Annotated in this window: 24 protein-coding genes; 16 read left to right on the top strand and 8 right to left on the bottom strand. The window is 62.7% G+C overall.

Annotated elements, in window-relative coordinates; all coding sequences use genetic code 11:
- Positions 1 to 50: 50 nt before the first annotated feature.
- Together FOY53_RS14465 and dacB are read left to right on the top strand one after the other, a co-directional pair.
- Positions 51 to 668 (top strand): nicotinate-nucleotide adenylyltransferase, encoded by a 618-nt coding sequence (locus FOY53_RS14465; RefSeq protein ID WP_146590071.1) that lies wholly within the window; start codon positions 51 to 53, stop codon positions 666 to 668.
- Positions 669 to 833: 165 nt separating this feature from the next.
- Entirely contained in the window at positions 834 to 2,324 is a 1,491-nt protein-coding gene (gene dacB / locus FOY53_RS14460) for a D-alanyl-D-alanine carboxypeptidase/D-alanyl-D-alanine endopeptidase (RefSeq protein WP_146590068.1), read from the top strand.
- A gap of 265 nt (positions 2,325 to 2,589) precedes the next feature.
- On the opposite strand, the gene FOY53_RS14455 is transcribed toward dacB, so the two are convergent.
- The gene (locus FOY53_RS14455; RefSeq protein WP_146590067.1) at positions 2,590 to 3,015 is read right to left on the bottom strand and encodes a tellurite resistance TerB family protein; all 426 of its coding nucleotides are present in this window, start codon (positions 3,013 to 3,015) and stop codon (positions 2,590 to 2,592) included.
- A gap of 120 nt (positions 3,016 to 3,135) precedes the next feature.
- On the opposite strand from FOY53_RS14455, the gene FOY53_RS14450 reads away from it, so the two are divergent.
- The 3 genes from FOY53_RS14450 (at position 3,136) to FOY53_RS14440 (ending at position 7,721) form a co-directional block, all read left to right on the top strand.
- Positions 3,136 to 4,713, top strand: a complete 1,578-nt coding sequence (locus tag FOY53_RS14450; protein ID WP_146590065.1) for a lysine--tRNA ligase — start codon at positions 3,136 to 3,138, stop codon at positions 4,711 to 4,713.
- 119 nt (positions 4,714 to 4,832) lie between these two features.
- Positions 4,833 to 5,249 (top strand): DUF4864 domain-containing protein, encoded by a 417-nt coding sequence (locus tag FOY53_RS14445; RefSeq protein WP_146590062.1) that lies wholly within the window; start codon positions 4,833 to 4,835, stop codon positions 5,247 to 5,249.
- Positions 5,250 to 5,435: 186 nt separating this feature from the next.
- Positions 5,436 to 7,721 carry a right-handed parallel beta-helix repeat-containing protein gene (locus tag FOY53_RS14440; protein WP_146590060.1) on the top strand — a complete coding sequence of 762 codons (2,286 nt, stop codon included), beginning with the start codon at positions 5,436 to 5,438 and terminating at the stop codon, positions 7,719 to 7,721.
- A 59-nt stretch (positions 7,722 to 7,780) separates the two neighbouring features.
- Here FOY53_RS14440 and FOY53_RS14435 read toward each other — a convergent pair whose 3' ends face one another.
- Positions 7,781 to 8,263, bottom strand: a complete 483-nt coding sequence (locus FOY53_RS14435) for a HugZ family pyridoxamine 5'-phosphate oxidase (protein WP_146590058.1) — start codon at positions 8,261 to 8,263, stop codon at positions 7,781 to 7,783.
- A 38-nt stretch (positions 8,264 to 8,301) separates the two neighbouring features.
- Entirely contained in the window at positions 8,302 to 8,982 is a 681-nt protein-coding gene (locus tag FOY53_RS14430) for a hypothetical protein (protein ID WP_146590056.1), read from the bottom strand.
- 152 nt (positions 8,983 to 9,134) lie between these two features.
- On the opposite strand from FOY53_RS14430, the gene parA reads away from it, so the two are divergent.
- The 5 genes from parA to FOY53_RS14405 all read left to right on the top strand — a co-directional run bounded on the left by parA (position 9,135) and on the right by FOY53_RS14405 (position 12,176).
- Positions 9,135 to 9,776: a ParA family partition ATPase gene (gene parA, locus FOY53_RS14425; protein WP_146590054.1), complete on the top strand. Its 642-nt coding sequence runs from the start codon at positions 9,135 to 9,137 to the stop codon at positions 9,774 to 9,776.
- Positions 9,777 to 9,806: 30 nt separating this feature from the next.
- Positions 9,807 to 10,646, top strand: coding sequence for a DUF6206 family protein (locus FOY53_RS14420; RefSeq protein ID WP_146590052.1), 840 nt, complete (start codon positions 9,807 to 9,809; stop codon positions 10,644 to 10,646).
- 142 nt (positions 10,647 to 10,788) lie between these two features.
- Positions 10,789 to 11,106: an antibiotic biosynthesis monooxygenase family protein gene (locus FOY53_RS14415; protein ID WP_146590050.1), complete on the top strand. Its 318-nt coding sequence runs from the start codon at positions 10,789 to 10,791 to the stop codon at positions 11,104 to 11,106.
- Between the two features lie 67 nt (positions 11,107 to 11,173).
- Positions 11,174 to 11,581, top strand: a complete 408-nt coding sequence (locus FOY53_RS14410; RefSeq protein WP_146590048.1) for a universal stress protein — start codon at positions 11,174 to 11,176, stop codon at positions 11,579 to 11,581.
- Positions 11,582 to 11,627: 46 nt separating this feature from the next.
- Complete coding sequence (locus FOY53_RS14405) at positions 11,628 to 12,176, top strand: hemerythrin domain-containing protein (RefSeq protein WP_146590046.1); 549 nt, start codon at positions 11,628 to 11,630, stop codon at positions 12,174 to 12,176.
- 139 nt (positions 12,177 to 12,315) lie between these two features.
- Here FOY53_RS14405 and FOY53_RS14400 read toward each other — a convergent pair whose 3' ends face one another.
- Together FOY53_RS14400 and FOY53_RS14395 are read right to left on the bottom strand one after the other, a co-directional pair.
- Positions 12,316 to 12,735, bottom strand: a complete 420-nt coding sequence (locus FOY53_RS14400) for an excinuclease ABC subunit B (RefSeq protein ID WP_246107411.1) — start codon at positions 12,733 to 12,735, stop codon at positions 12,316 to 12,318.
- A 10-nt stretch (positions 12,736 to 12,745) separates the two neighbouring features.
- Positions 12,746 to 13,000, bottom strand: coding sequence for a hypothetical protein (locus FOY53_RS14395; RefSeq protein ID WP_146590044.1), 255 nt, complete (start codon positions 12,998 to 13,000; stop codon positions 12,746 to 12,748).
- Positions 13,001 to 13,256: 256 nt separating this feature from the next.
- Between FOY53_RS14395 and FOY53_RS14390 the strand changes: the two genes are divergently transcribed.
- Positions 13,257 to 14,147, top strand: coding sequence for a cation diffusion facilitator family transporter (locus FOY53_RS14390; RefSeq protein WP_146590043.1), 891 nt, complete (start codon positions 13,257 to 13,259; stop codon positions 14,145 to 14,147).
- A 104-nt stretch (positions 14,148 to 14,251) separates the two neighbouring features.
- Here the strand turns inward: FOY53_RS14390 and FOY53_RS14385 are convergent, their stop codons facing one another.
- Positions 14,252 to 14,437, bottom strand: a complete 186-nt coding sequence (locus FOY53_RS14385; protein WP_146590041.1) for a PLDc N-terminal domain-containing protein — start codon at positions 14,435 to 14,437, stop codon at positions 14,252 to 14,254.
- Between the two features lie 185 nt (positions 14,438 to 14,622).
- Between FOY53_RS14385 and FOY53_RS14380 the strand changes: the two genes are divergently transcribed.
- Positions 14,623 to 14,856: a hypothetical protein gene (locus tag FOY53_RS14380; RefSeq protein WP_146590039.1), complete on the top strand. Its 234-nt coding sequence runs from the start codon at positions 14,623 to 14,625 to the stop codon at positions 14,854 to 14,856.
- Between the two features lie 125 nt (positions 14,857 to 14,981).
- Here the strand turns inward: FOY53_RS14380 and uvrB are convergent, their stop codons facing one another.
- Positions 14,982 to 17,186 carry an excinuclease ABC subunit UvrB gene (gene uvrB, locus FOY53_RS14375; RefSeq protein ID WP_146590037.1) on the bottom strand — a complete coding sequence of 735 codons (2,205 nt, stop codon included), beginning with the start codon at positions 17,184 to 17,186 and terminating at the stop codon, positions 14,982 to 14,984.
- Between the two features lie 446 nt (positions 17,187 to 17,632).
- Between uvrB and FOY53_RS14365 the strand changes: the two genes are divergently transcribed.
- Entirely contained in the window at positions 17,633 to 17,944 is a 312-nt protein-coding gene (locus tag FOY53_RS14365) for an ETC complex I subunit (RefSeq protein WP_146590033.1), read from the top strand.
- 337 nt (positions 17,945 to 18,281) lie between these two features.
- On the opposite strand, the gene FOY53_RS14360 is transcribed toward FOY53_RS14365, so the two are convergent.
- Positions 18,282 to 18,518, bottom strand: coding sequence for a PA2433 domain-containing protein (locus FOY53_RS14360; protein WP_146590031.1), 237 nt, complete (start codon positions 18,516 to 18,518; stop codon positions 18,282 to 18,284).
- Positions 18,519 to 19,084: 566 nt separating this feature from the next.
- Between FOY53_RS14360 and FOY53_RS14355 the strand changes: the two genes are divergently transcribed.
- From FOY53_RS14355 to FOY53_RS14345, 3 genes are read left to right on the top strand one after another with little or no spacing between them, the layout of a single operon-like run.
- A complete protein-coding gene (locus tag FOY53_RS14355) occupies positions 19,085 to 19,420 on the top strand; it encodes an ElaB/YgaM/YqjD family protein (RefSeq protein ID WP_186766618.1) in 336 nt (111 codons plus the stop codon).
- A gap of 3 nt (positions 19,421 to 19,423) precedes the next feature.
- A complete protein-coding gene (locus FOY53_RS14350; protein ID WP_146590027.1) occupies positions 19,424 to 19,774 on the top strand; it encodes a phage holin family protein in 351 nt (116 codons plus the stop codon).
- A gap of 9 nt (positions 19,775 to 19,783) precedes the next feature.
- Entirely contained in the window at positions 19,784 to 20,845 is a 1,062-nt protein-coding gene (locus tag FOY53_RS14345) for an AI-2E family transporter (RefSeq protein ID WP_146590025.1), read from the top strand.
- Positions 20,846 to 20,865 lie beyond the last annotated feature (20 nt).

The following is a 20,865-nucleotide window of genomic DNA, read 5'->3' as shown; positions in this document are numbered from 1 at the left end:
GGCGATCCGGTGTTTCTGGCCGGGAGACCGGCACGGGACCTTGCACGTCGATGAAATTTGAGACCACCAGCACCGGCCTGCACCTGCGCGCCGGACAACGTGTCGGATTGCTGGGGGGGTCCTTTGATCCGCCCCACGCGGGACACGTCAACATCACCCGGCAGGCGTTGCGGCGGTTTGATCTGGACCGGGTCGTCTGGCTGGTGAGCCCGGGCAATCCGCTGAAGCCGCACGGGCCTGCGCCGCTGGCGGCGCGCCTGGAGGCGTGTCGGGCATTGGTGCACCATCCCAAGGTGCTGGTCAGCGATGCCGAGGCGCGTTTGGGCACGCGTTATACCGCCAGAACGATCGCGGCTTTGCAGGGCGCGCATCCGGGGGTGCATTTCGTCTGGCTGATGGGGGCTGACAACCTGGCCCAGTTTCATCGCTGGGACCGCTGGCAGCAGATCATGATGGCGCTGCCCGTCGGCGTTCTGGCGCGCCCGGGTGATCGGATTTCGGCCAGGATGTCGCGCACCGCGCGGGTGTTCAGGGAGGCCCAGATTTCCCCCAGGGCTTCCAAGCTTCTGGCGCAGGCGGAGCCGCCGGCCTGGTGCTTTGTCAATGTGCCGATGCTTGATCTCAGCTCGTCCGCGATCCGGGCGCGGGGGGATTGGTCGGACACGTAGAATACCCCGGAGGGCGGCAGGCCGCCCGTCCCGGGACCGGCGTGTTTTCCGGCATCCGCACGCGCGGAAGTCCAGGGCCTCATCACGCAAAATTGCCCGGGCATGACGCGGTTTCCGGCTGTTCGGGTGCTTGTCTGCAAAGCGCTGTTTGGTTTAGATCAAGGCATGACCCATCCCGTTTCCCGCCGCGCCGTTCTGGCTGCCCTCGGAGCATTTGCCGCCGCCCCGGCGCTGGCCAATGCCCCGCTCAAGTCCCTGCGTCCGGCGGCGCGGGGCGAAGACCTTGCGCTGCGCGACCTGCCGACTGTCGACGAACTGATCACCAAGGCTCGGCTCGACGGAACCGTGGGGTTTTCGGTTGCGAACCTGTCGACCGGTCAGGTGCTCGAAGAGCATGACGCCGCCACCGGTTTGCCGCCCGCAAGCGTCGCGAAGGCGCTGACCGCGTCTTATGCGCTGGAAACGCTGGGAACCGATCATGTCTTTGCCACCAGGCTGATTGCGACGGGAGGAGTGGACGCGGGCGTCGTGCGCGGCGATCTGGTGCTGGCGGGTGGCGGGGATCCGACGCTGGACACCGACGGGCTTTACCGGTTGGCGAAAATGCTGAAGGACGCAGGGGTGACCGAGGTGCGCGGCCGCTTTCTGGTCTGGGGCGGCGCGCTGCCGTTTGTACCCGCGATTGACCCGGAACAGCCTGATCAGGTCGGGTACAACCCGGCGGTGTCCGGGCTGAGCCTGAACTACAACCGTGTACATTTCGAATGGCGCAAGGCCGATACGGACTACACCGTCAAGATGGATGCGCGCTCGGAAAGCCATCGCCCGGACGTGACTGTGGCGCGGATGGAGATCGTGTCGAGGTCGGCGCCGATCTACACCTACCAGAGGGGCCAGAGTCGCGACAACTGGACCGTGGCACGCAAGGCGCTGGGCACCGAAGGCTCGCGCTGGCTGCCGGTGCGGCAGCCTGAACGCTATGCCGGTGAGGTCTTCGTGACCTTTGCCGGATCACATGGCATCCGCCTCAAACCCTGCGAGCCGGTGAGTGTGCTGCCCGAGGGCGAGGACCTGTGCCGTTTGGACAGTGCGCCGATTGGCGTCATCCTGCGCGATATGCTGAAGTGGTCGACCAACCTGACGGCAGAGATGGTCGGGCTGGCGGCCACCGTCAAGCGGGGAATCCCGGTTGCCGATTTGGCCGGGTCGGCCGAGGCGATGAATGCCTGGGCGCGCGACAGTCTGGGGTTGGAACACGTGGCACTGGTGGACCACTCGGGGCTGGGCGACGACAGCCGGATTGCTGCTGCGGATATGATGAAGACCATGCTGGCGGTCCGGGAAAGGCTGGGCCTGAAGCCGCTGCTCAAGGGATTTGCGATGCGCGATGGCCGCCGCCGCGTGGTGCGCGATCATCCGATCGAGGTTCATGCCAAGACCGGCACCCTGAACTTTGTCAGCGGGCTGGCGGGCTTTGTCGATCTGCCCGGCGGAACCGAACTGGCCTTTGCGATATTTGCCGCCAACATCGCGCGCCGCGATCTGCTCAGCCGGGAAGAGCGCGAGCGTCCGCCGGGCGCCTCCGAGTGGAATGTTCGCGCCAAGACGTTGCAGCAGGCCCTGATCGAAAGATGGGGCGTGCTGTACGGGGCGTGATCCGCAGGTGTGGTGCCCTTGGTGCTATGCGGCGCCAAGGATGGGCAGCAAGCAAAGGATGGCCACTGCACATGCGGTAAAGGTCAGGCGATTCATCAAAGCTCCTCCGCAAAAATGGGCGTCCGAAATCTCTGCGGAAAATGTCCGCCTGTGCAGAATAACACACAAAGGACCAAAGAGGTGAGTCCGGTTTTCCAGACCGTGACCATGGCTTGACCGACAGGGGGAGGCGGGCGAAATCTCCGCCCGTCCTCGCAGCCTTGTGTCAGGCGCGCATGTGCCGGGCCCGGGCCCCGCGTTCGATTGCGGCCGCGTGCAGGCGATCGAGATCCAGTTCGTAACGGATCTCTTCCAGCAGGCGCAGTTCGGATTCTGCCAGCGTGCCGTCCGCCGCTGCCACATCGCAGGCCAGCGCATAGGCGGTTTCGTTCAGCCGCTCGGGCAGGTTGTCGCGCATCAGGCCGAACAGCGCGTCAAGCCCGTCTTCCTGTTCGAGCAGATCGAACACGGTTTCGGCCATGCTGCCGATCCGGTCGGCATCGTATTCGGCAAAGATCGGAAGATGGTTCACCGTCGCCTCGATCCTGACCAGTTCGACCGTGCGCACGTTTTCGTCGGAGGCAGAGACGGCAATCATCAGCGCAACAAGGCAATCCTGCGGGCTGAGCGGGTGTTCGATCTGATCGGTCACGGTCTGGCCTTCCTGAAACAGTCTGTCGCGACGACAATATTGACCCTGTCCGCCGCCCGCAATAGGTAGCGAGCGGTATGACCTGCGCCCCCGGTGGCGCGGCCCTGTAGGAGAGTCCCGATGTCCGATCTGCGCACTGCCGCGATGAGCGCCAAAGCCTGGCCATTCGAAGAAGCGCGCCGGTTGCTCAAACGTTATGAAAAGGTGCCACCCGAAAAGGGATACGTGCTGTTCGAGACCGGATACGGCCCGTCGGGCCTGCCGCATATCGGCACCTTCGGCGAAGTGGCGCGCACCACGATGATCCGCCGGGCCTTTGAGCTGATTTCGGACATTCCGACGCGGCTGATCTGCTTTTCCGACGACATGGACGGGATGCGCAAGGTGCCCGAGAACGTGCCGGACCCGCGGCAGCTGGATGCACACCTGCAAAAGCCGCTGACCTCGGTACCGGACCCCTTCGGCACACATGACAGCTTTGGTGCCCACAACAACGCGATGCTGCGGCGGTTCCTCGATACCTTTGGTTTCGAGTACGAGTTCATTTCAGCCACGGAGTTCTATGCCAGCGGCCAGTTCGACGACATCCTGCTGCGCTGCGCCGAGCGGTATGACGACCTCATGGCGATCATGCTGAAGTCGCTGCGTGACGAGCGTCAGCAGACCTACTCGATTTTCCTGCCGATCCACCCCGAGACCGGCCGCGTGCTCTATGTGCCGATCAAGAATGTCGACGCTGCAAAGGGCGAGATCACTTTTGACGACGAGCAGGGGCGTGAATGGACCCTGCCGGTGACCGGCGGCCACGTGAAGTTGCAGTGGAAGCCGGATTTCGGCGCCCGCTGGGCGGCACTGGGCGTGGATTTCGAGATGTATGGCAAGGACCACAGCACCAATACGCCGATCTATGACGGCATCTGCCGGGCGCTGGGCTGCAAGGCGCCGGAACATTTCACCTATGAGCTGTTTCTGGACGACATGGGTCAGAAAATCAGCAAGTCCAAGGGCAACGGGTTGTCGATCGACGAATGGCTGACCTATGCCAGCACGGAATCGCTGTCGTATTTCATGTATCTCAAGCCGAAGACCGCCAAGCGGCTGTGGTGGGACGTGATTCCCAAGGCGGTGGACGAGTACCACCAGCAACTGCGCGCCTACGCGACACAGGATGCCGCCGGAAAGGTCAACAATCCGGTCTGGCACATTCATGGCGGCGATGTGCCGGAAAGCCGGATGGTGGTGTCGTTTGCAATGTTGCTGAACATCGCCTCGGTTTCCGGGGCCGAGGACAAAGAGGCGCTGTGGGGCTTTATCCGCCGCTATGCGCCCGAGGCGGCACCGGATACCCATGGCGATCTGGATCAGGCCGCCGGGTTCGCGGTGCGCTATTATCAGGACTTCGTCAAACCGGGCAAGACATTCCGGGCTCCGGAGCCCAATGAGGCGGCGGCGATGCGGGATCTGGCAGAAAGACTGCGCGGCTACGATGGCCCGATCGAGGACGAAGCCCTCCAGTCCCTGGTGTTTGCCGTCGGCAAAGAGCACGGTTTCGAGCCGCTGCGGGATTGGTTCAAGGCCTTGTACGAGGTGCTTCTGGGCGCGAGTCAGGGGCCGCGTTTCGGTGGGTTCATCGCGGTTTACGGCGTGGCGGAAACCATCACACTGATCGAGCAGGGGCTGGCGGGCGAACTGGTCTGACCCCTGGGCAGCGGGCGACGTCCGGGGGACAGGTCTGAAACTTTTTCGCGCAGTGCCGCGTGCCTTGACCAGATGCGGATCGGATTTACCTTTTCCGCATGTGCTTGAGGAGTCCTGACATGAAGCGCCTGATCGTTGCCGTGCTCACCGTACTGTCCCTGGTCACCACCGCCTGGGCGCAGGAACCGGTTGCGCGCAATCCGGAAATAGAAAGCACCATCCAGCGCCAGATCGACGCTTTCAAGGCTGACGATCTGGCAACGGCCTTCAGTTTTGCCGCGCCGTCCATCCAGGGCATGTTTCGCACCCCGGACGTCTTTGGCATGATGGTCAAGCGGGGATATCCGATGGTCTGGCGGCCCGGGGACGTGCGGTTCACCGAACTGCGCGACGAGGGCAGCGAGATGGCGCAACGGGTGTTGATCCGCGATCAGGAGGGGCGCTCGCATCTGCTGGAATACCGCCTGATCGACGAAGGTGGCCAGTGGCGCATAAGCGGCGTGCAGCTTTTGCCGCAGCCCGGCGTGGCGGCCTAATCCCGGCCAGCGCCGAATTTTTCCTGGTGCGTTCGTATGGCACAAGGCGATGCAGGCAAAAGCGTCTGGTTGCGGGATGCAGACAGGCACCGTCACGGTGCTGTCGCATGCTGTTAAAGCCTCGTTGATACTTCCTTTTCCGAATGCGGGGGCGCGTGGCCCGGTGACGCAAGGAAAGGGACAGCGATGAACAAGGCAATTACCGATGGTGTGGTGCTGATGCCTCCGGCCTTTTCCGCCGGGCTGGCGGTCTGGTCGCGGGGCGATGGCGTGCCCGGATCGGACAGCTATCAGAACGTGGCAACAGCGGCCTTTGTCCCGGCGGATCAGGATTTTGGCGGCTGCCTCGAACTTCAAAAGACCGACGCGGTGCAAAAGCTGCGCTACATGGGCGAAACGCCGCTGCTGCCGGGGTGCTATCTGCGAGTGACGGCGCGGGTCAAGGCAATCTCTGGCAATCTGCCATCGGTGCGCATCGCCGGATGGGCCGGGGCGGCGGGGGGCGCGCATGTGGCCGGTTTGACCGAGGCCGGCCCGTCCGCGGTGATCGCAAACTACGGCGAAGTCGTCGAGGTGAGCGCGATAATCGGTGCGGGCAACCGCACCGGCGTTGACATGGTCTGGGGCGTGCAGCCGATCTTTGGCCATTTCGGCATTGATCTGACGGGCGCAAGTGGCGGTGTGGTCCGGGTGGACGATATCGTCGTCGAGGACATCACCGAGGTGTTCCTGCGCAACCTCATCAACACCGTCGACGTGCGCGACTATGGCGCCGTGGGGGACGGGACCACCGATGACAGCGCCGCCTTCGAGGCGGCGGATGCCGATGCCGGTGGCCGCCGGGTGCTGGTGTCTAGGGGCAGCTATTATCTGGGTCAGTCGGTGACGTTCGAAAACCACGTGGAATTCGAAGGCAGCGTGACGATGCCCAAGGCAGCGATCCTGTCGCTGACCAAGGATTTCCATCTGCCCGCCTATATCGATGCCTTCGCCGGTGACGAAGACGCGGCCATCCGCAAGGCGATCCAGTCACTGCTGAACAACGCAGATCACGAGAGTCTGGACCTGTGCGGGCGGCGTGTGTCGTTGCAGGGGCCGATTGACGTGGCGGATGTGGTCGACAACCGTGAAAGCTATGCCCAGCGCCGGGTGATCCGCAACGGCCAGCTGCGCGCCGAGGACACTGGCAACTGGACGCCTGCGGCAGTGACCAGTCAGGCGTCTTATGCAGCGGATGACCGCTTCAAGCTGACCAACGTGGTGAACATCGCCAACATTCCGGTCGGTTCCCATGTCGAGGGCGCGGGCGTGGGGCGTGAGATCTATGTGCGCTCCAAGAACGTTGCTGCCGGTGAGCTGACCCTGTCGCAGCCGCTGTCGGATGCCACGGGTACGCAGAATTACACCTTTACCAGGTTCCGATACATCCTTGATTTCACCGGATTTGAACGGCTTGACCAATTTGTGGTCGAAGATGTCGAGTTCCAGTGCAACACGCTTGCAAGCGGTATCGCACTGGCGCCGCTGGGCAGCGTGAACTACATCCGCGACTGCACCTTCACCCGGCCGGGCCAGCGGGGCATCACCTCGATCGGAGATGGCTGTCAGGGATTGTGGATCGACGGCTGCCAGTTCATCAGCCACGAGGGCGGCACCCTCACCCAGGACCGCACCACGGTGGCCATCAACGCCAACGCCAACGACGTGAAGATCCTGAAATGCCGCGCCTCGCAGTTTCGCCATTTTGCCGTGGTTTCGGGCACGCAGGCGATCATTCAGGGCAACCACTTCTTTCAGGGCGATGCGGCCAGCAACGGTCTTCGCAGCGCCGGGGTGGTGATCGCCCTGCGGGCCTGCAACGCCAACATCAGCGGCAACTATGTCGACAACTGCTTTATCGAATGGACGAACGAGCGGGAACCCGAGCCGGATTTCACCGGTGGCTTCGGTTTTGCCGGGCTGTCGATCAGTGACAACGTCTTTCTGTGCTCGAATGTCGCGCCCTATTTCTCGTTTGTCGTGGTCAAGCCCTACGGCACCGGCCATGCGGTCAACGGGCTGAGCGTGCAGGGCAACACCTTTCGCTGCGTCGGCACGACGATCAACCGGGTCGAGCGGGTGGATACCAGCTTTGCCGGGCTGGAACTGGGGTCGATGAAGAAGGTCACCTTTGCCGGAAACACCTTCAACAACATCGAATATGCAGTGGCCAATCCGTTGATCGTGTCGCATTCGCAGAACACCCATGCACAGATCTGGCAGGTGGACACCGAGAACAAGCTGCCCTTCAGCGGCTTTGCAAAAGACGTGGATGCGGTGGTGCTGCGCGGGCGTTTGCGCAACGAGGCAAACCTCAGCCGGTTCGACAATCCCCATGCCGAGATACGGCAGGGTGCCGGACAGGACGAAATTGCCCTGACCTTCTCCGAACCAATGCGAGGGGATGTGAACGTCAGCATCCGCATGGATTGAAGGCGGCTCAACCCGCGCTGTTCATCGGGTCGCCCGGACTTGGGCGGCCCGCCGGGGCCTCAGCGCCGCAGGTCGTCGGGTGACAGCACAAAGGCCTTTCCGAAGCCGCCGTTCAGGTGGGCGCCGCGCAGGTCGAACCTCAGCAGCGAGAAGTCGGCGAAATCTATGTACAGTTTGGCCTTTGGAAAGTGTGTCAGGTAATGTGCGGCCAGCGCGCCATGGTCCGGATGGTCGTGCCGGATGAACTGCGCAGTTCCGTGCAGCGACAGGCGCGGCCAGGTCAGCGGGTCACCTTTGGGGCCGGGCTCTCCGATCAGGAGAGAACAGGCCGGGTTGGATCTCAACGCAACCGTATGCTGTGCAAGATCCGAGACCAGAGCCAGCGGCAGCCCGTCCGGCCCGGGCACCAGCCCGACGCGGCTGACCATCGGCGTGGCGCTGTCCGGGTCCAGGACTGCAAGCGCGCCAAAGCGGGCGGCGGCGATCAGATCGCGGGCGAGCTGGCGGGCGGCATCGTCGGTGGGGCGGATCGGTGAGGTCATGTCGGCAGCATATCCCTGGGCTGGCCTGGCGCAACGGTTCAAAATGTTTGCCACAGCCCAAGTTTGACGCCGAAGGTGTCGTCGCCGGTGATGCCGTACATCAGCCCAAGATCCAGCAGACGGTTGTGCCCCATGGGAATCACGATCGACGGGGCGAGGCGCGCAAAGGGGACGTTGTCCTGTGGCTGACCGCTCTGCACCTGCAGGATCAGTTTTGTGCCGCTGTGCCGCGTCACCCCGAATGTCAGGTCCAGCTTGAAATCCGTATCCCGGGACTTTGACGCAACTTCTGCCAGGGTATCGGCTGAAAACCAGCCCTGACCGCCGAACGCTGCGAATCCGAGGCCGAGCGACAACCCGGGGCGCACAATGGCGCGGTCGTCGATCTTGCCAAGTCCAAGTTCCGCGGACACCTTCAGCCCGGTTTCAGGGTTGCGCAGCGGGACACGCAGGAAAGCGATAGATTTGGTGTCGCCCCGCCCTGTGCGACCCAGATCCAGCCCCAGCGTCAGTTTGCGGGGCAAACCGTATTCCAGATACGTCCCGTAATATGCAGAGGCCGGGGTAGCACCGTCGCGCAGCGCGATGTCCCGGGCCCAGGAAAATCGCATGTCGGAGGCGGCAAACCAGGTGCCGCGCTCACGTGGCCAGGGCCCGGCGCGAACGGTGGTGGCCAACAGGCACAGCAGCAATATCACCAAGGTGGCGCGAAGCTGCATGACACCCTCCCATGCGTGCGGCCCGGGCACCAGGATCGGGCAAACTTGGTTAAAGCGGTCTTAACTTTACCAAATCCGCTGCGGCAGTGGTCTTTTGCTGAGTGCATGTGCAACATGGTGCGAAGAATCGTTTGGATTTTGGGGGATGGGGCATGTCCGGATCTGTGATCACGGTCGCACAACAAAAGGGCGGGTCCGGCAAAACCACTCTGGCTGCCAATCTGGCGATCGGCTTCCGTCGCCTGGGGCGCAGTGTCGCCCTCGTTGACATCGACCCGCAGGGATCGCTTGGCCGCTGGTTCATGACCCGGCTCGACTGTGACCCCGGCCTGGTCGACGGGATGGAATTCGCCACATCCTCGGCCTGGGGCATCACCTACGAATGCCGCAAGTTGTCCGGCAGCTATGACATCGTCATCGTGGATACCCCGCCCAAGGCAGACAGTGACCTGCGTCCGGCGCTGCGCTGTGCCGATCTGGTGATTGTTCCGGTGTCGATGAGCCACGTGGATCTCTGGGCGACCGAAGGTGTTCTGGATCTGGCCCGACGCGAAGACAAGGAAGCACTGATCGTGATGAACCGGGCGCGCGCCGGCACCCGTCTGTCGGCGGATGTGGCTCTGGCGGCGGAAAAGCTTGCGGCGCGGATCGCGCTGGCGCAGTTTGCCAATCGGGTGATCTATGCCGAGGCGCTGGGACAGGGGCGGGGCGCGGCCGAAGGCGCCAAGACTCCGGCCCGGGCCGAGGTCGATGCCCTCACGGCAGAGGTGGCGGCGCTGCTTGCAAACGGCTAAGGCTGTGGCACCCGGCCCAAGGAGTGAAAGATGGATCAGGACGCGCTGCGTGCATTGATCGTGGCGGACAGCGCCACACGCGGTCAGCCGATGTCACGGCTTGGCTATTTCTGCGTGCCCTTCCGGCCCGCGTCCGGCCCGTTCGCCGACAAGGTCATCAAGGTTTACCGCGGGCTGGCGGACGGCGGCGCGCTGGACCGGCTGGCAAAATGCCACGAGGATTATGTCAAGGCACTGCGCAAGGCCGGGGTGCCGCTGCCGCAGACGGAATTCCTGCTGCTGGCCATCGACGGCCGCCGGGTGCCGGTGATCGTCCAGGAGGCGCTGCCCACCGAGACGATGATGCGCCCGCTGATGCAGTCCGGCACGCGGGAACAGACACTCGAGATGATGGAGGCGGCGGGGGACGTGATCGCCACCTTCTGGAACAATGCCGATCAGTTCCACACCCGCATTGGGTTCCACCCGTCGATCCGCAACTTCGCGATCGTCGATGGCAAGGCGGTGTTCTTTGATACCTTCCCGCCGCTGATTCACTATTCCCGTCACGAGATGGGCCGGATGCTGCTGCAGTTTTCGGACAAGGCGCTGATGCGCTGGGTCGGGCCGTTCCTGCAGAAGAAGGTGACGGGAATACAGGACGAATGGTATGCGCCGGCCGAAACGCTTGTCGGGCTTGTCGGGTCGGCCTGCCGCCTGCGCCCGGATGATGCCCAGGCCTATCTGGCGTGGGGCCGCGATTTTGCCCGGCGCCGCATGTCGCGCTGGGAGGACGAAGCCCTGCTGGGGATGGTGGAGCCGCCCCGGCTTCCGGGCTACTGGACCGGTTTTCGCAAGCTGCTGGGGTTGCAGGGCGAGCCCAACGTCTGAACCGATGACGCGGCGGCGGGGGGCTGCGACCCTGCGGCCAATGGACTGTGGGCGGATGCGGAGCGCCCGGGCACCACAGATGGCAAAGACAATTGGCGACAGCGCAATTCGGTGGCACACTGGCCCGACAAGGGAGAGCAGAATGCCGGAAATCACCTACCCCACAACCGCCCAGACCGTCATCACAACCTTTGAGATGAGCCCGGGAACCTGTCAGGATCTGCTGGACGAGCTGACCGACGCCTACGAGAACTTCATTTCGAAGCAGCGCGGCTTTGTCTCGGCAGGGTTGCATGTGAACGATGCCCAGACCCGCATTGCCAATTATTCCCAATGGGAAAAGCGCGAGGACTTTCTGGCCATGCTGCGCAGCTCCGAGATGCGCGAACGCAACCGGCGGATCCACGCGCTGTGCCGCAGCTTCGAACCGGTCATGTACGACGTCGCCGCGGTGTTTTGATCCGGATCAAGGTCTGGGCGCCATCGCCGTGGCACACTGCACCGGTCCGACAGAGGGAGAGACGCAGATGTACAAGAACATAATGGTGCCGATTTCGTTTGATGACGAGGCCAGGATTGCTGCGGCGATGAAAGTCGCGACGCTGTTGGCGACAGAAGGTGGCGACATCACCCTGATGCATGTGATCGAGGAAATCCCGGTCTATGTGATCAACTATCTGCCGAAGGACTACATGACCGGATCTCGGCTGGCGATCGAGGCCGACCTCGTGCGGCTGGCCGCGGCCTACGGGGCCACCGGACACGAGCTGGTCGAGGGGCATTCCGGGCGCACCATTCTGGAATGGGCCGAGCAGCAGGCCGTCGATCTGATTGTCATGGGCTCGCACCGCCCCGGCATGCAGGATTTGCTGATCGGCTCGACAGCCACCCATGTGGTGCGCCATGCCGCCTGTGCCGTTCACGTTTTGCGGTGATTGACAATTACTCTGTCTATGCCATGTGGCGGGACAGAGGTACGCCATGACAAAAACCGCATTGAACGAACGTGACCGTATGCCCGAGGCGCTTCGTGTCCTGCTCGAAAGCTTTCCGCGTGCGGGTTGGGAAGAGCATCCCAACTTTGCCGGGCTGGTCGCTTTCTGGCTCGACCGGCACCTGATGTTCCGCCGCCTGTTGGTCAGTCTCCAGGACGACGCCGAAGCCGCGATCGACCGCAGGATTGATGTCCAGGCGCACCGGACACGGTTGTCGCGGTTCGGCGGGATGCTGGTCAGCCAGTTGCATGGTCACCACCAGATCGAGGACCAGCATTACTTTCCGGTGCTGTCAAAGGCAGAGCCCAGGCTGCTCAAGGGCTTTGACATTCTGGATGCGGACCATCATGCGATGGACGGGTTGCTGAACCGGTTTACCAATTCGGCCAATGCCGTGCTTCAGGGGCAGGGCGAAGCGGGTGGGTTTCACCGCGAATTGCTGAGCTTTGGTGCCTTGCTGCACCGCCATCTCGAAGACGAAGAAGACCTAATCGTGCCGGTGATCCTGAAACACGGGCCGGACGCCTTGCATTGAGGGCTCGCAGATGGTCCAAGGCGCACCGGGCAACTTCGCCCCGAAAGGACACATCTTGCGTATTGCACTCCTGATCATCAGTCTCGTCACCCTCAGCGCCTGCGGTGTCCCGTTCGTCCCACTGATCTGAGGCGCGCAATCAGTTTTCGGGCGCGGCCGGATACAATGCGCGGCACTGGCTGGTATCCTGTGCGGCCGCATGGCGCAGGCCGGGCAGGGCGCTGTCCAGAGCCGACAGACGTGCCTGCAGCGCTGCGCTGTCAACCGGCACACGACGGGTCACCGGCTGGGTGTCGGTTTGCCAGCAGTGATAGGCCGCACCATAGCGACCACGGCACAGGCCAAAGCGTTCGCGCCGTTCAAATCTGGTGTTGTAGGTAAAGCCGCGTGCGAGATCGCTGCTCAGACGCGCCCGTTCCTGAAGCGCGGCCCGGTAGGGCGCGGCGGCATCGGCCTCGCACTGCTGGCGCGGTGTTGCGCAGGCTGCAAGAGCCAGCAGCGAGATCAGGGCAATCGGGCGCATGACATCACGATAGACGCCGCCCGGGGCGGCGTCCATCCTTGGCCCTTCAGCCCTTGATTTCAATCGCGTTGATCCGGCCCCAGCCGTTGTCGGCGTTCGAGTTGTACCGGATCTCGACCATATCGCCGGATTTCAGATCCTCGGGAACGGTTGTCAGCGTTTCGAGTGACCAGATGGTCTTGTCTTCCAGCACAAGCACATTGGCTTTGCGGTCAAAGGCGACAACCTTGCCGGTGGTGCTGTCGGCCAGGGCGGGGACGGCAGAGACAGAGACGAGGGCGGCGATGAGCAGAGAGCGCATGAAAATGATCCTTTGGATCTGAGGGTGTAACGCGCGTGATAAATGGTGCGGCGAAACCGTCCTGCAAGTGGTCGCCCCAAGAATATTTTTCACAGTCATTTCAGATTGCTATCCGGCGTGGTCCGATTGGGGATGCGCGGTATTCCGCCGCCCGCCGCCGCGCCAAGATGCGAGCGATTATCATGCGCATTTTCAAGGCGTTGCGCGATGCCGACCCCGCTGCTATGAGCCGAGTCCATTCTTGCGAGGACTGCCCGTGACAACGACCATGAAACTGGCCTTTGGCAGTCTGCTTGTGGGGGGCGTCGTTCTGGGGCTCAAGGCGCTGGCCTGGTGGATCACCGGCTCTGTGGCGCTGCTGTCGGATGCGCTGGAAAGCACGGTCAATGTTGCCACCGCCATTGCGGCGCTGATCGCCATTCGGGTGGCTGCCCTGCCGGCCGATGCAAACCATCCCTATGGCCATCACAAGGCCGAATTCTTCAGCGCCGTTCTCGAGGGCGTGATGATCGTCATCGCCGCGCTTCTGATCCTGCGCGAAGCGTACCTCAGCTTTTTCGCGCCGCCGGTGATTTCCGCCCCGATCGAAGGTCTGCTGCTCAACGGCGTTGCCACGGCGCTGAACGGCATCTGGTGCTGGGTACTGATCACGCGGGGGCGGGCGATCAAGTCACCCGCGCTGGTGGCTGATGGGCGCCATCTGCTGACGGACGTGGTGACGTCGATGGGCGTGGCGCTGGGGATTCTGCTGGCCTATGCAACGGGGTGGTGGCATCTGGACCCGGCGTTGGCAGGCATCGTGGCGTTGAATATTCTGTGGTCCGGGTCGCGGGTCATAAAGGAGTCGCTCAGTGGCCTGCTGGACGAGGCGGTGCCCGAGGATACCCTCAAGGTGATCCGCGAGGTCATCTCGACCGAAGCCGGGGGCGCGGTCGAAGCGCATGACCTGCGCACCCGCCACGCCGGACGCGTGACATTCATTGATTTTCATCTGGTGGTGCCGGGTGACACATCCGTCTCGGAGGCGCACGAGGTCTGTGATCATGTGGAACACGCGCTCAAGGCGGCGGTGCCGGATGCGAACGTGACCATTCATGTCGAGCCCGAGCACAAGGCAAAACACACCGGCATCGTCGTCCTGGATTAGCCGGTCCACAGAATGCAGCAGACATGAAAAAGGCCTGTGCGGAGGGCTTCGCACAGGCCTGTGACAGTGTCCGGGCATTACGGAACTGTCGGTCGTGACGGGCCTTAGATCCGGGCGGAAGATCCGCGCGGACCTGCCACAAGCCAGGCGATGAAGCCCAGGACCGGCAGGAAGAACACCACCAGGGTCCAGATCACCTTTGCTAGCGTCGAGGCACCGGAGGTAAGGATGTTGTAGACGGCGTAGATGTCGGCAATGAGGATTATAAGTCCGAAAATTCCATATTCCATCGTGGTGGGCTCCTAACATTCAAAACTGAGGTTCTGACCACCAAACGCTCGAGATGGCCTCAAAGGTTCCCAAAAAACTAATTTTCTGAACAGGGAACCGAAACCAAAGAGCCTGCGTTAATCACAGCAACGTGAGAGGCAGGCGACTGTGCCTGCCACCGGGACAACAAGGTTAGGAACGTAATATGAAACAGGGAACAGTTATTGCAGCGGTCGTCGTGGCAGTTCTGGTCGTGCTTTTCGGCATTTACATGATCGATTTCGACGTCGCCGAAGAGGGCGCATTGCCTGATGTCGATGTCAGTGTCGAAGGCGGCAAACTGCCCGATATCGACGCCGAAGTCGGCACCGTGACCACCGGCAGCAAAACCGTCGAAGTCGAAGTGCCGACCATCGATGTAGATCCGCCGAAGGAATAACTTCCAGCGGTGAAATGGAAAGCGTCCTCGCCCCCGGCGAGGGCGCTTTTTTATTGCCGGCTGGTCTGATGTCGGCTGGCTCTGGTGTGTCTGTCGCGGTCAGGTATCTGCAAAGCCGGTCATGATCACCGCTTGCGGCGCTTGACGTTGCCGCCGTGCATCCCGCCCCGTCCCGCCGTGGAACGGCCGCGCCCCTTGACGGCCTCTTCCGACGCCCGCTCGACCGCCTGCTGGCGCGCCATCGGATCATCGGAAATCGCCAGATCGACAGCTTCCAGCCGCTTGACCTCGTCCCGCAGGCGGGCGGCCTCTTCGAATTCCAGATTTTCCGCCGCCTTGCGCATATCGGTGCGCAGACCTTCCAGCACGGTTTGCAGATTGCCGCCGTGGGCGTGGTCGATCTTGGCGGTAACGCGGCTCATGTCGACGTCACCCTTGTAGATGCCGGACATCACGTCATCAATGTTCTTCCTGATCGTCGCCGGGGTGATGTTGTGCTCGAGGTTATAGGCGATCTGCTTTTCCCGGCGACGGTCGGTTTCCCCCATCGCCCGCTCCATCGAACCGGTGATGCGGTCGGCATACATGATCACCCGGCCTTCGACATTCCGCGCCGCCCGCCCGATGGTCTGGATCAGCGAGGTTTCCGAACGCAGGAAACCCTCTTTGTCCGCGTCGAGAATGGCCACCAGTCCGCATTCGGGAATATCCAGTCCCTCGCGCAGCAAGTTGATGCCGATCAGCACGTCAAAGGCACCAAGACGCAGGTCGCGCAGGATCTCGATGCGTTCCAGCGTGTCGATGTCGGAATGCATGTAGCGCACCTTGATGCCCTGTTCATGCATGTATTCGGTCAGATCCTCTGCCATACGCTTGGTCAGCGTGGTGACAAGCGTGCGAAAACCGCTGGCGGCGACCTTGCGCACCTCGTCGAGCAGGTCATCAACCTGCATCTCGACGGGGCGGATCTCGATATAGGGGTCGATCAGGCCGGTGGGGCGGATCACCTGCTCGGTGAACACACCGCCGGTCTGCTCCAGCTCCCAGGCCGCCGGCGTGGCCGAGACAAACACCGACTGCGGCCGCATGGCGTCCCATTCCTCGAATTTCAGCGGGCGGTTGTCCATGCAGGACGGCAGGCGAAAGCCGTGTTCCGCCAGGGTGAACTTGCGCCGGTAGTCGCCTTTGTACATGCCGCCGATCTGCGGCACCGAGACGTGGCTTTCATCGGCAAAGACAATGGCATTGTCGGGGATGAACTCGAACAGGGTGGGGGGCGGCTCGCCCGGGGCGCGGCCGGTCAGATACCGTGAATAGTTCTCGATGCCGTTGCAGACGCCGGTCGCCTCGAGCATTTCGATGTCAAAATTGGTGCGCTGTTCCAGCCGCTGCGCCTCGAGCAGCTTGCCCTCGTTCACCAGCTGATCGAGCCGCTGGCGCAGCTCTTTCTTGATGCTGATGATCGCTTGGGTCATCGTCGGTTTCGGCGTGACGTAGTGCGAATTGGCATAGACGCGGATGCGCTCGAAGGTGCCGGTCTTCTCCCCGGTCAGCGGGTCGAACTCGGTGATGCTCTCCAACTCCTCGCCAAAGAACGACAGCTTCCAGGCGCGGTCCTCGAGGTGGGCGGGAAAAATTTCCAGCGAATCGCCGCGCACCCGGAAACTGCCGCGCTGGAACGCCTGATCGTTGCGCTTGTATTGCTGTGCGATCAGGTCGGCCATGATCTTGCGCTGGTCATACGCGCTGCCGACGTGCAGATCCTGGGTCATTGCGCCATAGGTCTCGACCGAGCCGATGCCGTAGATGCAGGACACGGAAGCGACGATGATCACGTCATCGCGTTCCAGCAACGCCCGGGTGGCCGAGTGGCGCATCCGGTCGATCTGTTCGTTGATCTGGCTTTCCTTCTCGATATAGGTGTCCGAGCGGGCGACATAGGCCTCGGGCTGGTAATAGTCGTAGAAGCTGACAAAGTATTCCACCGCATTGTCGGGGAAGAAGCCTTTGAATTCTCCATACAATTGCGCGGCGAGCGTTTTGTTGGGCGCAAGGATGATCGCCGGGCGCTGGGTCTCTTCGATGATCTTGGCCATGGTGAAGGTCTTGCCGGTGCCGGTGGCACCCAGCAGCACCTGATCCCGCTCGCCCGCCATCACCCCGCCCGCCAGTTCGCGGATTGCGGTGGGCTGGTCGCCTGCCGGCTCAAAGTCGGTCGCCATGCGAAAACGGATGCCGCCCTCCAGCTTGTCCCGCTTGGCAGCAGCGGGGGCAGGGGCGTGCATCATCGGCAGCGCGGCGTCGGTCTTGTCGGAATGGGCATAGGGCATTGGGGCAACCTCTGGCGTCGGTCCTACAGTTGTAGTGTTGGGCCGGGGATTCAAGGCATCAACGCGCCGCAGCGCCGGTCAGGAAGGTCAGATCACAGAAAGTGCCGACCGGGGCGCGGCCAGGCTGTGGTGTTCTGCGGCCGTACGATCAGCCGGTTTGCAGACAAGCGAAGCGTCGGAAGGCTGACTTGATGGCCTCTGCGATGTAAAGGTGGGAGAGCTGGACCCGCACCGCGACAGTGGCCGCAGCCTTGATGCGGTGCCTGGCTCCGCGGAACTGCCATGTCCCGGTCCGGTAACCGGCATGTTCCGTGATCCGCCGCGCTGATATCGGCGCGACGCCGCTTGCGATCCTGACGGCACAAGCCACGGCCTTCGCGCGATTCCGATCTTGCCCGCGTCCGCGTTTTGCCCGATAAAACCGGCAGCCAAGGAGTTTTTGTGCCATGCCCGCCCGTATCTATCAGCCTGCCCGTACTGCCATGTCCTCGGGGACCGCCAAGACCCGGCATTGGGTGCTGGATTTCACGCCGGACACCGCGCGCGAGGTTGATCCGCTGATGGGGTGGACCTCCTCGACCGATACCCAGGCTCAGGTGCAGCTCAGATTCGACAGCAAAGAGGCGGCGCTGGAATATGCCCGCGACAATGGCATTGATGCGCAGGTCTCGGATCCGAAAAAGCGCAAGTCCAACATCCGTCCGCGCGGCTATGCGGAAAATTTTGCCGTCGATCGCCGGGGCGCCTGGACGCACTAGGGCACAGGACGGACCTTCGCTACCGGGCGTGACCGGCTGAGGTTCGCGAAATCCGCCATGTCGGCGCCCGGGTAGCTGCTGTCCTGAACCGCCGGGCAGGGCAACCGGGTTCCCTGTGTCGGTGAAAGGACTGCCCATCAGCTTGATGGCCGAAGGTATCGGCATCCGGACTCTCGCAATCCGTCAGCGATCTGGTGAATATCTACCGGACCAGCACAGAACCAACAAAGTGCCGTGCCGCAACTTACAGCGCCCCCGTCTTCAATCCACAGCGGCGCACTGCCGCTGCGATTGCGCTGCGGCGCGCCATGGTGCCTCTAGCCTGCGACGCGCGGGTTCAGAGCCCGAGCAGCGCCTTGGCCTTTGCCAGCGTATCGACCGAGGCCTGATGGTTGCCGGCACCGTGCTCGGCTTCACCCTGGGCGCGGAGACTTTTGACTGTCGTGAGGTCAGCCGCTGAAAGGCTGGCTGTCGGCAGCGCTGCGTCGATTGCAGCCATGTCCGCCGGGCAATGGAAGGCAAGGGCTGGCGTCGCGATGGTGGCAAAGATTGCGGCGGTGATCACGTGCTTCATAGCGAATCTCCCTGATGTACGAAGCGAAAGCCATCGCGGAGCGTAGCACAAATTTGCCGGGATTTGGCATTTCCTTTGAACTTCGGGGGAGCTGCAGACCTGACGGCGGCAACAGCGGAGTCGTTGGCGCGGATGTATTCCAAACTAGCAAAGTGACGTCAGAGGTTCTTCCGACCGCGGCAAAAATGAGCGGGTGAATGGCGGTATCTTCCTGTCGCCGGAAGCTGCCAGAGAGAGACGCTTGATGACCAGCTCGTGGATAGACGGCGCGGCCAGTGTCCTGTTGCTTGGTCCATTGCGGCCGGGTGACGCCGCAGGCTGGCGGGGCGTCGGCTCTCCGCGCGCCGGGGCCGTGTCGGAGTTGTCCCTGCACGGCGGCCTTTGTGGGCGCGGGCCGGGGAACTTCGGCGTTTTGACACCTGTCCACATGCCGTGAACACCAAATGTCCAGACGTCGGGCGCACCGGAATGTGCCGTTTCGAGCGACCCGACATTTTCCGCCCCGGCGGAACAAAGCCCGGTGGACGGCGTTTATCCATCAGCACCACACACTGGAGGGCCTTTCAATGGCACAGACAACGCAGACCAACCTGAACAACGGCACCTCGACGGATTACAAGGATCTGTCGGACCAGATCGCAACACTGAAAAAGGATCTTGCAGGCGTGACTGAACTGATCAGCGAAATCGGCACGCGCCGCAAGGACGAGACCCTCGCCGCAGCCAAACTGCAGGCCGAGAAGCTGAAAGAGCGGGGCAGCGATGCGCTGACCGAAGCACAGATCCGGGCGCTCGACGCACAGGATCAGGCATACGACGCTATCCGCCGCCAGCCCGGCACCGCGATCGGCATTGCAATCGGCGTCGGCTTCATCGCGGGCTTTCTCAGCGGCCGGAAGTAGGCCATGCTGTTCGGGTTCACGCTCAGGGATTACGCGCGGCGCACGTCGCGCGCGATCACGTTTTCAGCCGCGGGCGCAGTGCTTGTGGCCATCGGACTCGGGTTTCTGACGGCAGCGTTCTGGATGATGCTGGCCGAACTGCGCAGCGCGATCTTCGCGGCGCAGGTCGTCGGCTTTCTCTATACCGGTGCCGGGCTGATCCTCTTTGCTGTCGCCCGCGCCCAACGGCGCCTTTATCGCGCACCCCCGGCGGCTCCTGCCGCAGCCACAGTGGACCCATTCATGAAAATGATCGAAGGATTTCTTATCGGCCTCGATGCCGGGCGGCGCACCTCGCGCCCCAAGCGGCGCTGACCGACGGAGATGGCGAACAGGCTGATTTCCTCTTCGGACCCGCAGCGTACGGGGGTTGTGCTGATTGCAATCGTGGTATGCCTTGCCGCGCTGCAATTTGCGCAGAACATTGCCGCGCCCATGACGCTGGCGGTGGTGACAGGGGTTATTGTCGCGCCGTTGATGGATTTCTTTGACCGGCTGAAGATCCCCGTGGGTTACGCGGCGATGATCATCATGGTGGCGACCATTCTCGGACTGGGGGTTCTGGTGCTGGCGCTCGAACCGCTGTTCTGGCGCGTCACCGCCGAGATTCCCAAGATCCGGCTCGAACTGCAGTCGCTGATCTATGACATGCGCAGCATGTTGCGGGGTCTGGATGACATGAGTTCGGAAGTGCAGAAAGCGCTCGGAGGCGACGCCGACGCGACGGCGAGCACGGAAAAGGCTGCCGATACCGCGCTGCCCACGGTTTCGGACGCCCTGTTTCTGGCACCGGTCATTCTGGGCCAGGTTCTGGTATTTGCCGGGACATTCTACTTTTTCCTTCTGACACGGCTCGAGGTCTATTCGGCGCTGGCCAAACGGATTGGCGGCGTCGCGCAGTCGGCATCGATCCAGCAGCGGTTCAAGACCGCGGAGTCGCTGGTGTCACGTTATTTCGTTACCATCTCGATCATCAATATGGGGTTGGGAATGTCGCTGGCGGGGGTGCTGATGCTGATCGGCCTGCCGCTGTTCTGGGTCTGGGGCATGGCGGCATTCATGTTGAATTATGTGCTCTACGTCGGTCCGGGACTGATGGCGGTGGGTCTTCTGCTGAGCGGGCTCATCAACTTTGACGGCCTGATGGTCGGGGCGCCGTTTGCCGCCTATGTGTGTCTCAACATGCTAGAGGCGCAGTTCGTCACCCCCTCGCTGGTGGGCAAACATGTATCACTCAACGCGTTGCTGGTCTTTGTCGCGCTTGTGTTCGGCCTGTGGTTCTGGGGCCCGATCGGCGGCATTGTGTCGATCCCCGTGATGGTGATCGCGGCGGCCCTGCTGGATGACAAGGTGGTCAAGCGGGTCAACACGGTGCAGTCCGGATAGGGCGCAGGCAGGACACGGAT

Origin of the sequence: Puniceibacterium confluentis, assembly GCF_007923445.1 — a bacterium.
GTDB classification, from domain to species: Bacteria; Pseudomonadota; Alphaproteobacteria; order Rhodobacterales; family Rhodobacteraceae; genus Puniceibacterium; species Puniceibacterium confluentis.
This window is presented reverse-complemented; position numbering and strand designations above follow the sequence as displayed.

What these genes read in the sequence shown, in the direction of transcription:
- FOY53_RS14465 (WP_146590071.1), top strand. Translation starts at nt 51, where the DNA reads ATGAAATTTGAGACCACCAGCACCGGCCTGCACCTGCGCGCCGGACAA.
- dacB (WP_146590068.1), top strand. Translation starts at nt 834, where the DNA reads ATGACCCATCCCGTTTCCCGCCGCGCCGTTCTGGCTGCCCTCGGAGCA.
- FOY53_RS14450 (WP_146590065.1), top strand. Translation starts at nt 3,136, where the DNA reads ATGTCCGATCTGCGCACTGCCGCGATGAGCGCCAAAGCCTGGCCATTC.
- FOY53_RS14445 (WP_146590062.1), top strand. Translation starts at nt 4,833, where the DNA reads ATGAAGCGCCTGATCGTTGCCGTGCTCACCGTACTGTCCCTGGTCACC.
- FOY53_RS14440 (WP_146590060.1), top strand. Translation starts at nt 5,436, where the DNA reads ATGAACAAGGCAATTACCGATGGTGTGGTGCTGATGCCTCCGGCCTTT.
- FOY53_RS14435 (WP_146590058.1), bottom strand. Translation starts at nt 8,263, where the DNA reads ATGACCTCACCGATCCGCCCCACCGACGATGCCGCCCGCCAGCTCGCC.
- FOY53_RS14430 (WP_146590056.1), bottom strand. Translation starts at nt 8,982, where the DNA reads ATGCAGCTTCGCGCCACCTTGGTGATATTGCTGCTGTGCCTGTTGGCC.
- parA (WP_146590054.1), top strand. Translation starts at nt 9,135, where the DNA reads ATGTCCGGATCTGTGATCACGGTCGCACAACAAAAGGGCGGGTCCGGC.
- FOY53_RS14420 (WP_146590052.1), top strand. Translation starts at nt 9,807, where the DNA reads ATGGATCAGGACGCGCTGCGTGCATTGATCGTGGCGGACAGCGCCACA.
- FOY53_RS14415 (WP_146590050.1), top strand. Translation starts at nt 10,789, where the DNA reads ATGCCGGAAATCACCTACCCCACAACCGCCCAGACCGTCATCACAACC.
- FOY53_RS14410 (WP_146590048.1), top strand. Translation starts at nt 11,174, where the DNA reads ATGTACAAGAACATAATGGTGCCGATTTCGTTTGATGACGAGGCCAGG.
- FOY53_RS14405 (WP_146590046.1), top strand. Translation starts at nt 11,628, where the DNA reads ATGACAAAAACCGCATTGAACGAACGTGACCGTATGCCCGAGGCGCTT.
- FOY53_RS14400 (WP_246107411.1), bottom strand. Translation starts at nt 12,735, where the DNA reads ATGGACGCCGCCCCGGGCGGCGTCTATCGTGATGTCATGCGCCCGATT.
- FOY53_RS14395 (WP_146590044.1), bottom strand. Translation starts at nt 13,000, where the DNA reads ATGCGCTCTCTGCTCATCGCCGCCCTCGTCTCTGTCTCTGCCGTCCCC.
- FOY53_RS14385 (WP_146590041.1), bottom strand. Translation starts at nt 14,437, where the DNA reads ATGGAATATGGAATTTTCGGACTTATAATCCTCATTGCCGACATCTAC.
- FOY53_RS14380 (WP_146590039.1), top strand. Translation starts at nt 14,623, where the DNA reads ATGAAACAGGGAACAGTTATTGCAGCGGTCGTCGTGGCAGTTCTGGTC.
- uvrB (WP_146590037.1), bottom strand. Translation starts at nt 17,186, where the DNA reads ATGCCCTATGCCCATTCCGACAAGACCGACGCCGCGCTGCCGATGATG.
- FOY53_RS14365 (WP_146590033.1), top strand. Translation starts at nt 17,633, where the DNA reads ATGCCCGCCCGTATCTATCAGCCTGCCCGTACTGCCATGTCCTCGGGG.
- FOY53_RS14360 (WP_146590031.1), bottom strand. Translation starts at nt 18,518, where the DNA reads ATGAAGCACGTGATCACCGCCGCAATCTTTGCCACCATCGCGACGCCA.
- FOY53_RS14355 (WP_186766618.1), top strand. Translation starts at nt 19,085, where the DNA reads ATGGCACAGACAACGCAGACCAACCTGAACAACGGCACCTCGACGGAT.
- FOY53_RS14350 (WP_146590027.1), top strand. Translation starts at nt 19,424, where the DNA reads ATGCTGTTCGGGTTCACGCTCAGGGATTACGCGCGGCGCACGTCGCGC.
- FOY53_RS14345 (WP_146590025.1), top strand. Translation starts at nt 19,784, where the DNA reads ATGGCGAACAGGCTGATTTCCTCTTCGGACCCGCAGCGTACGGGGGTT.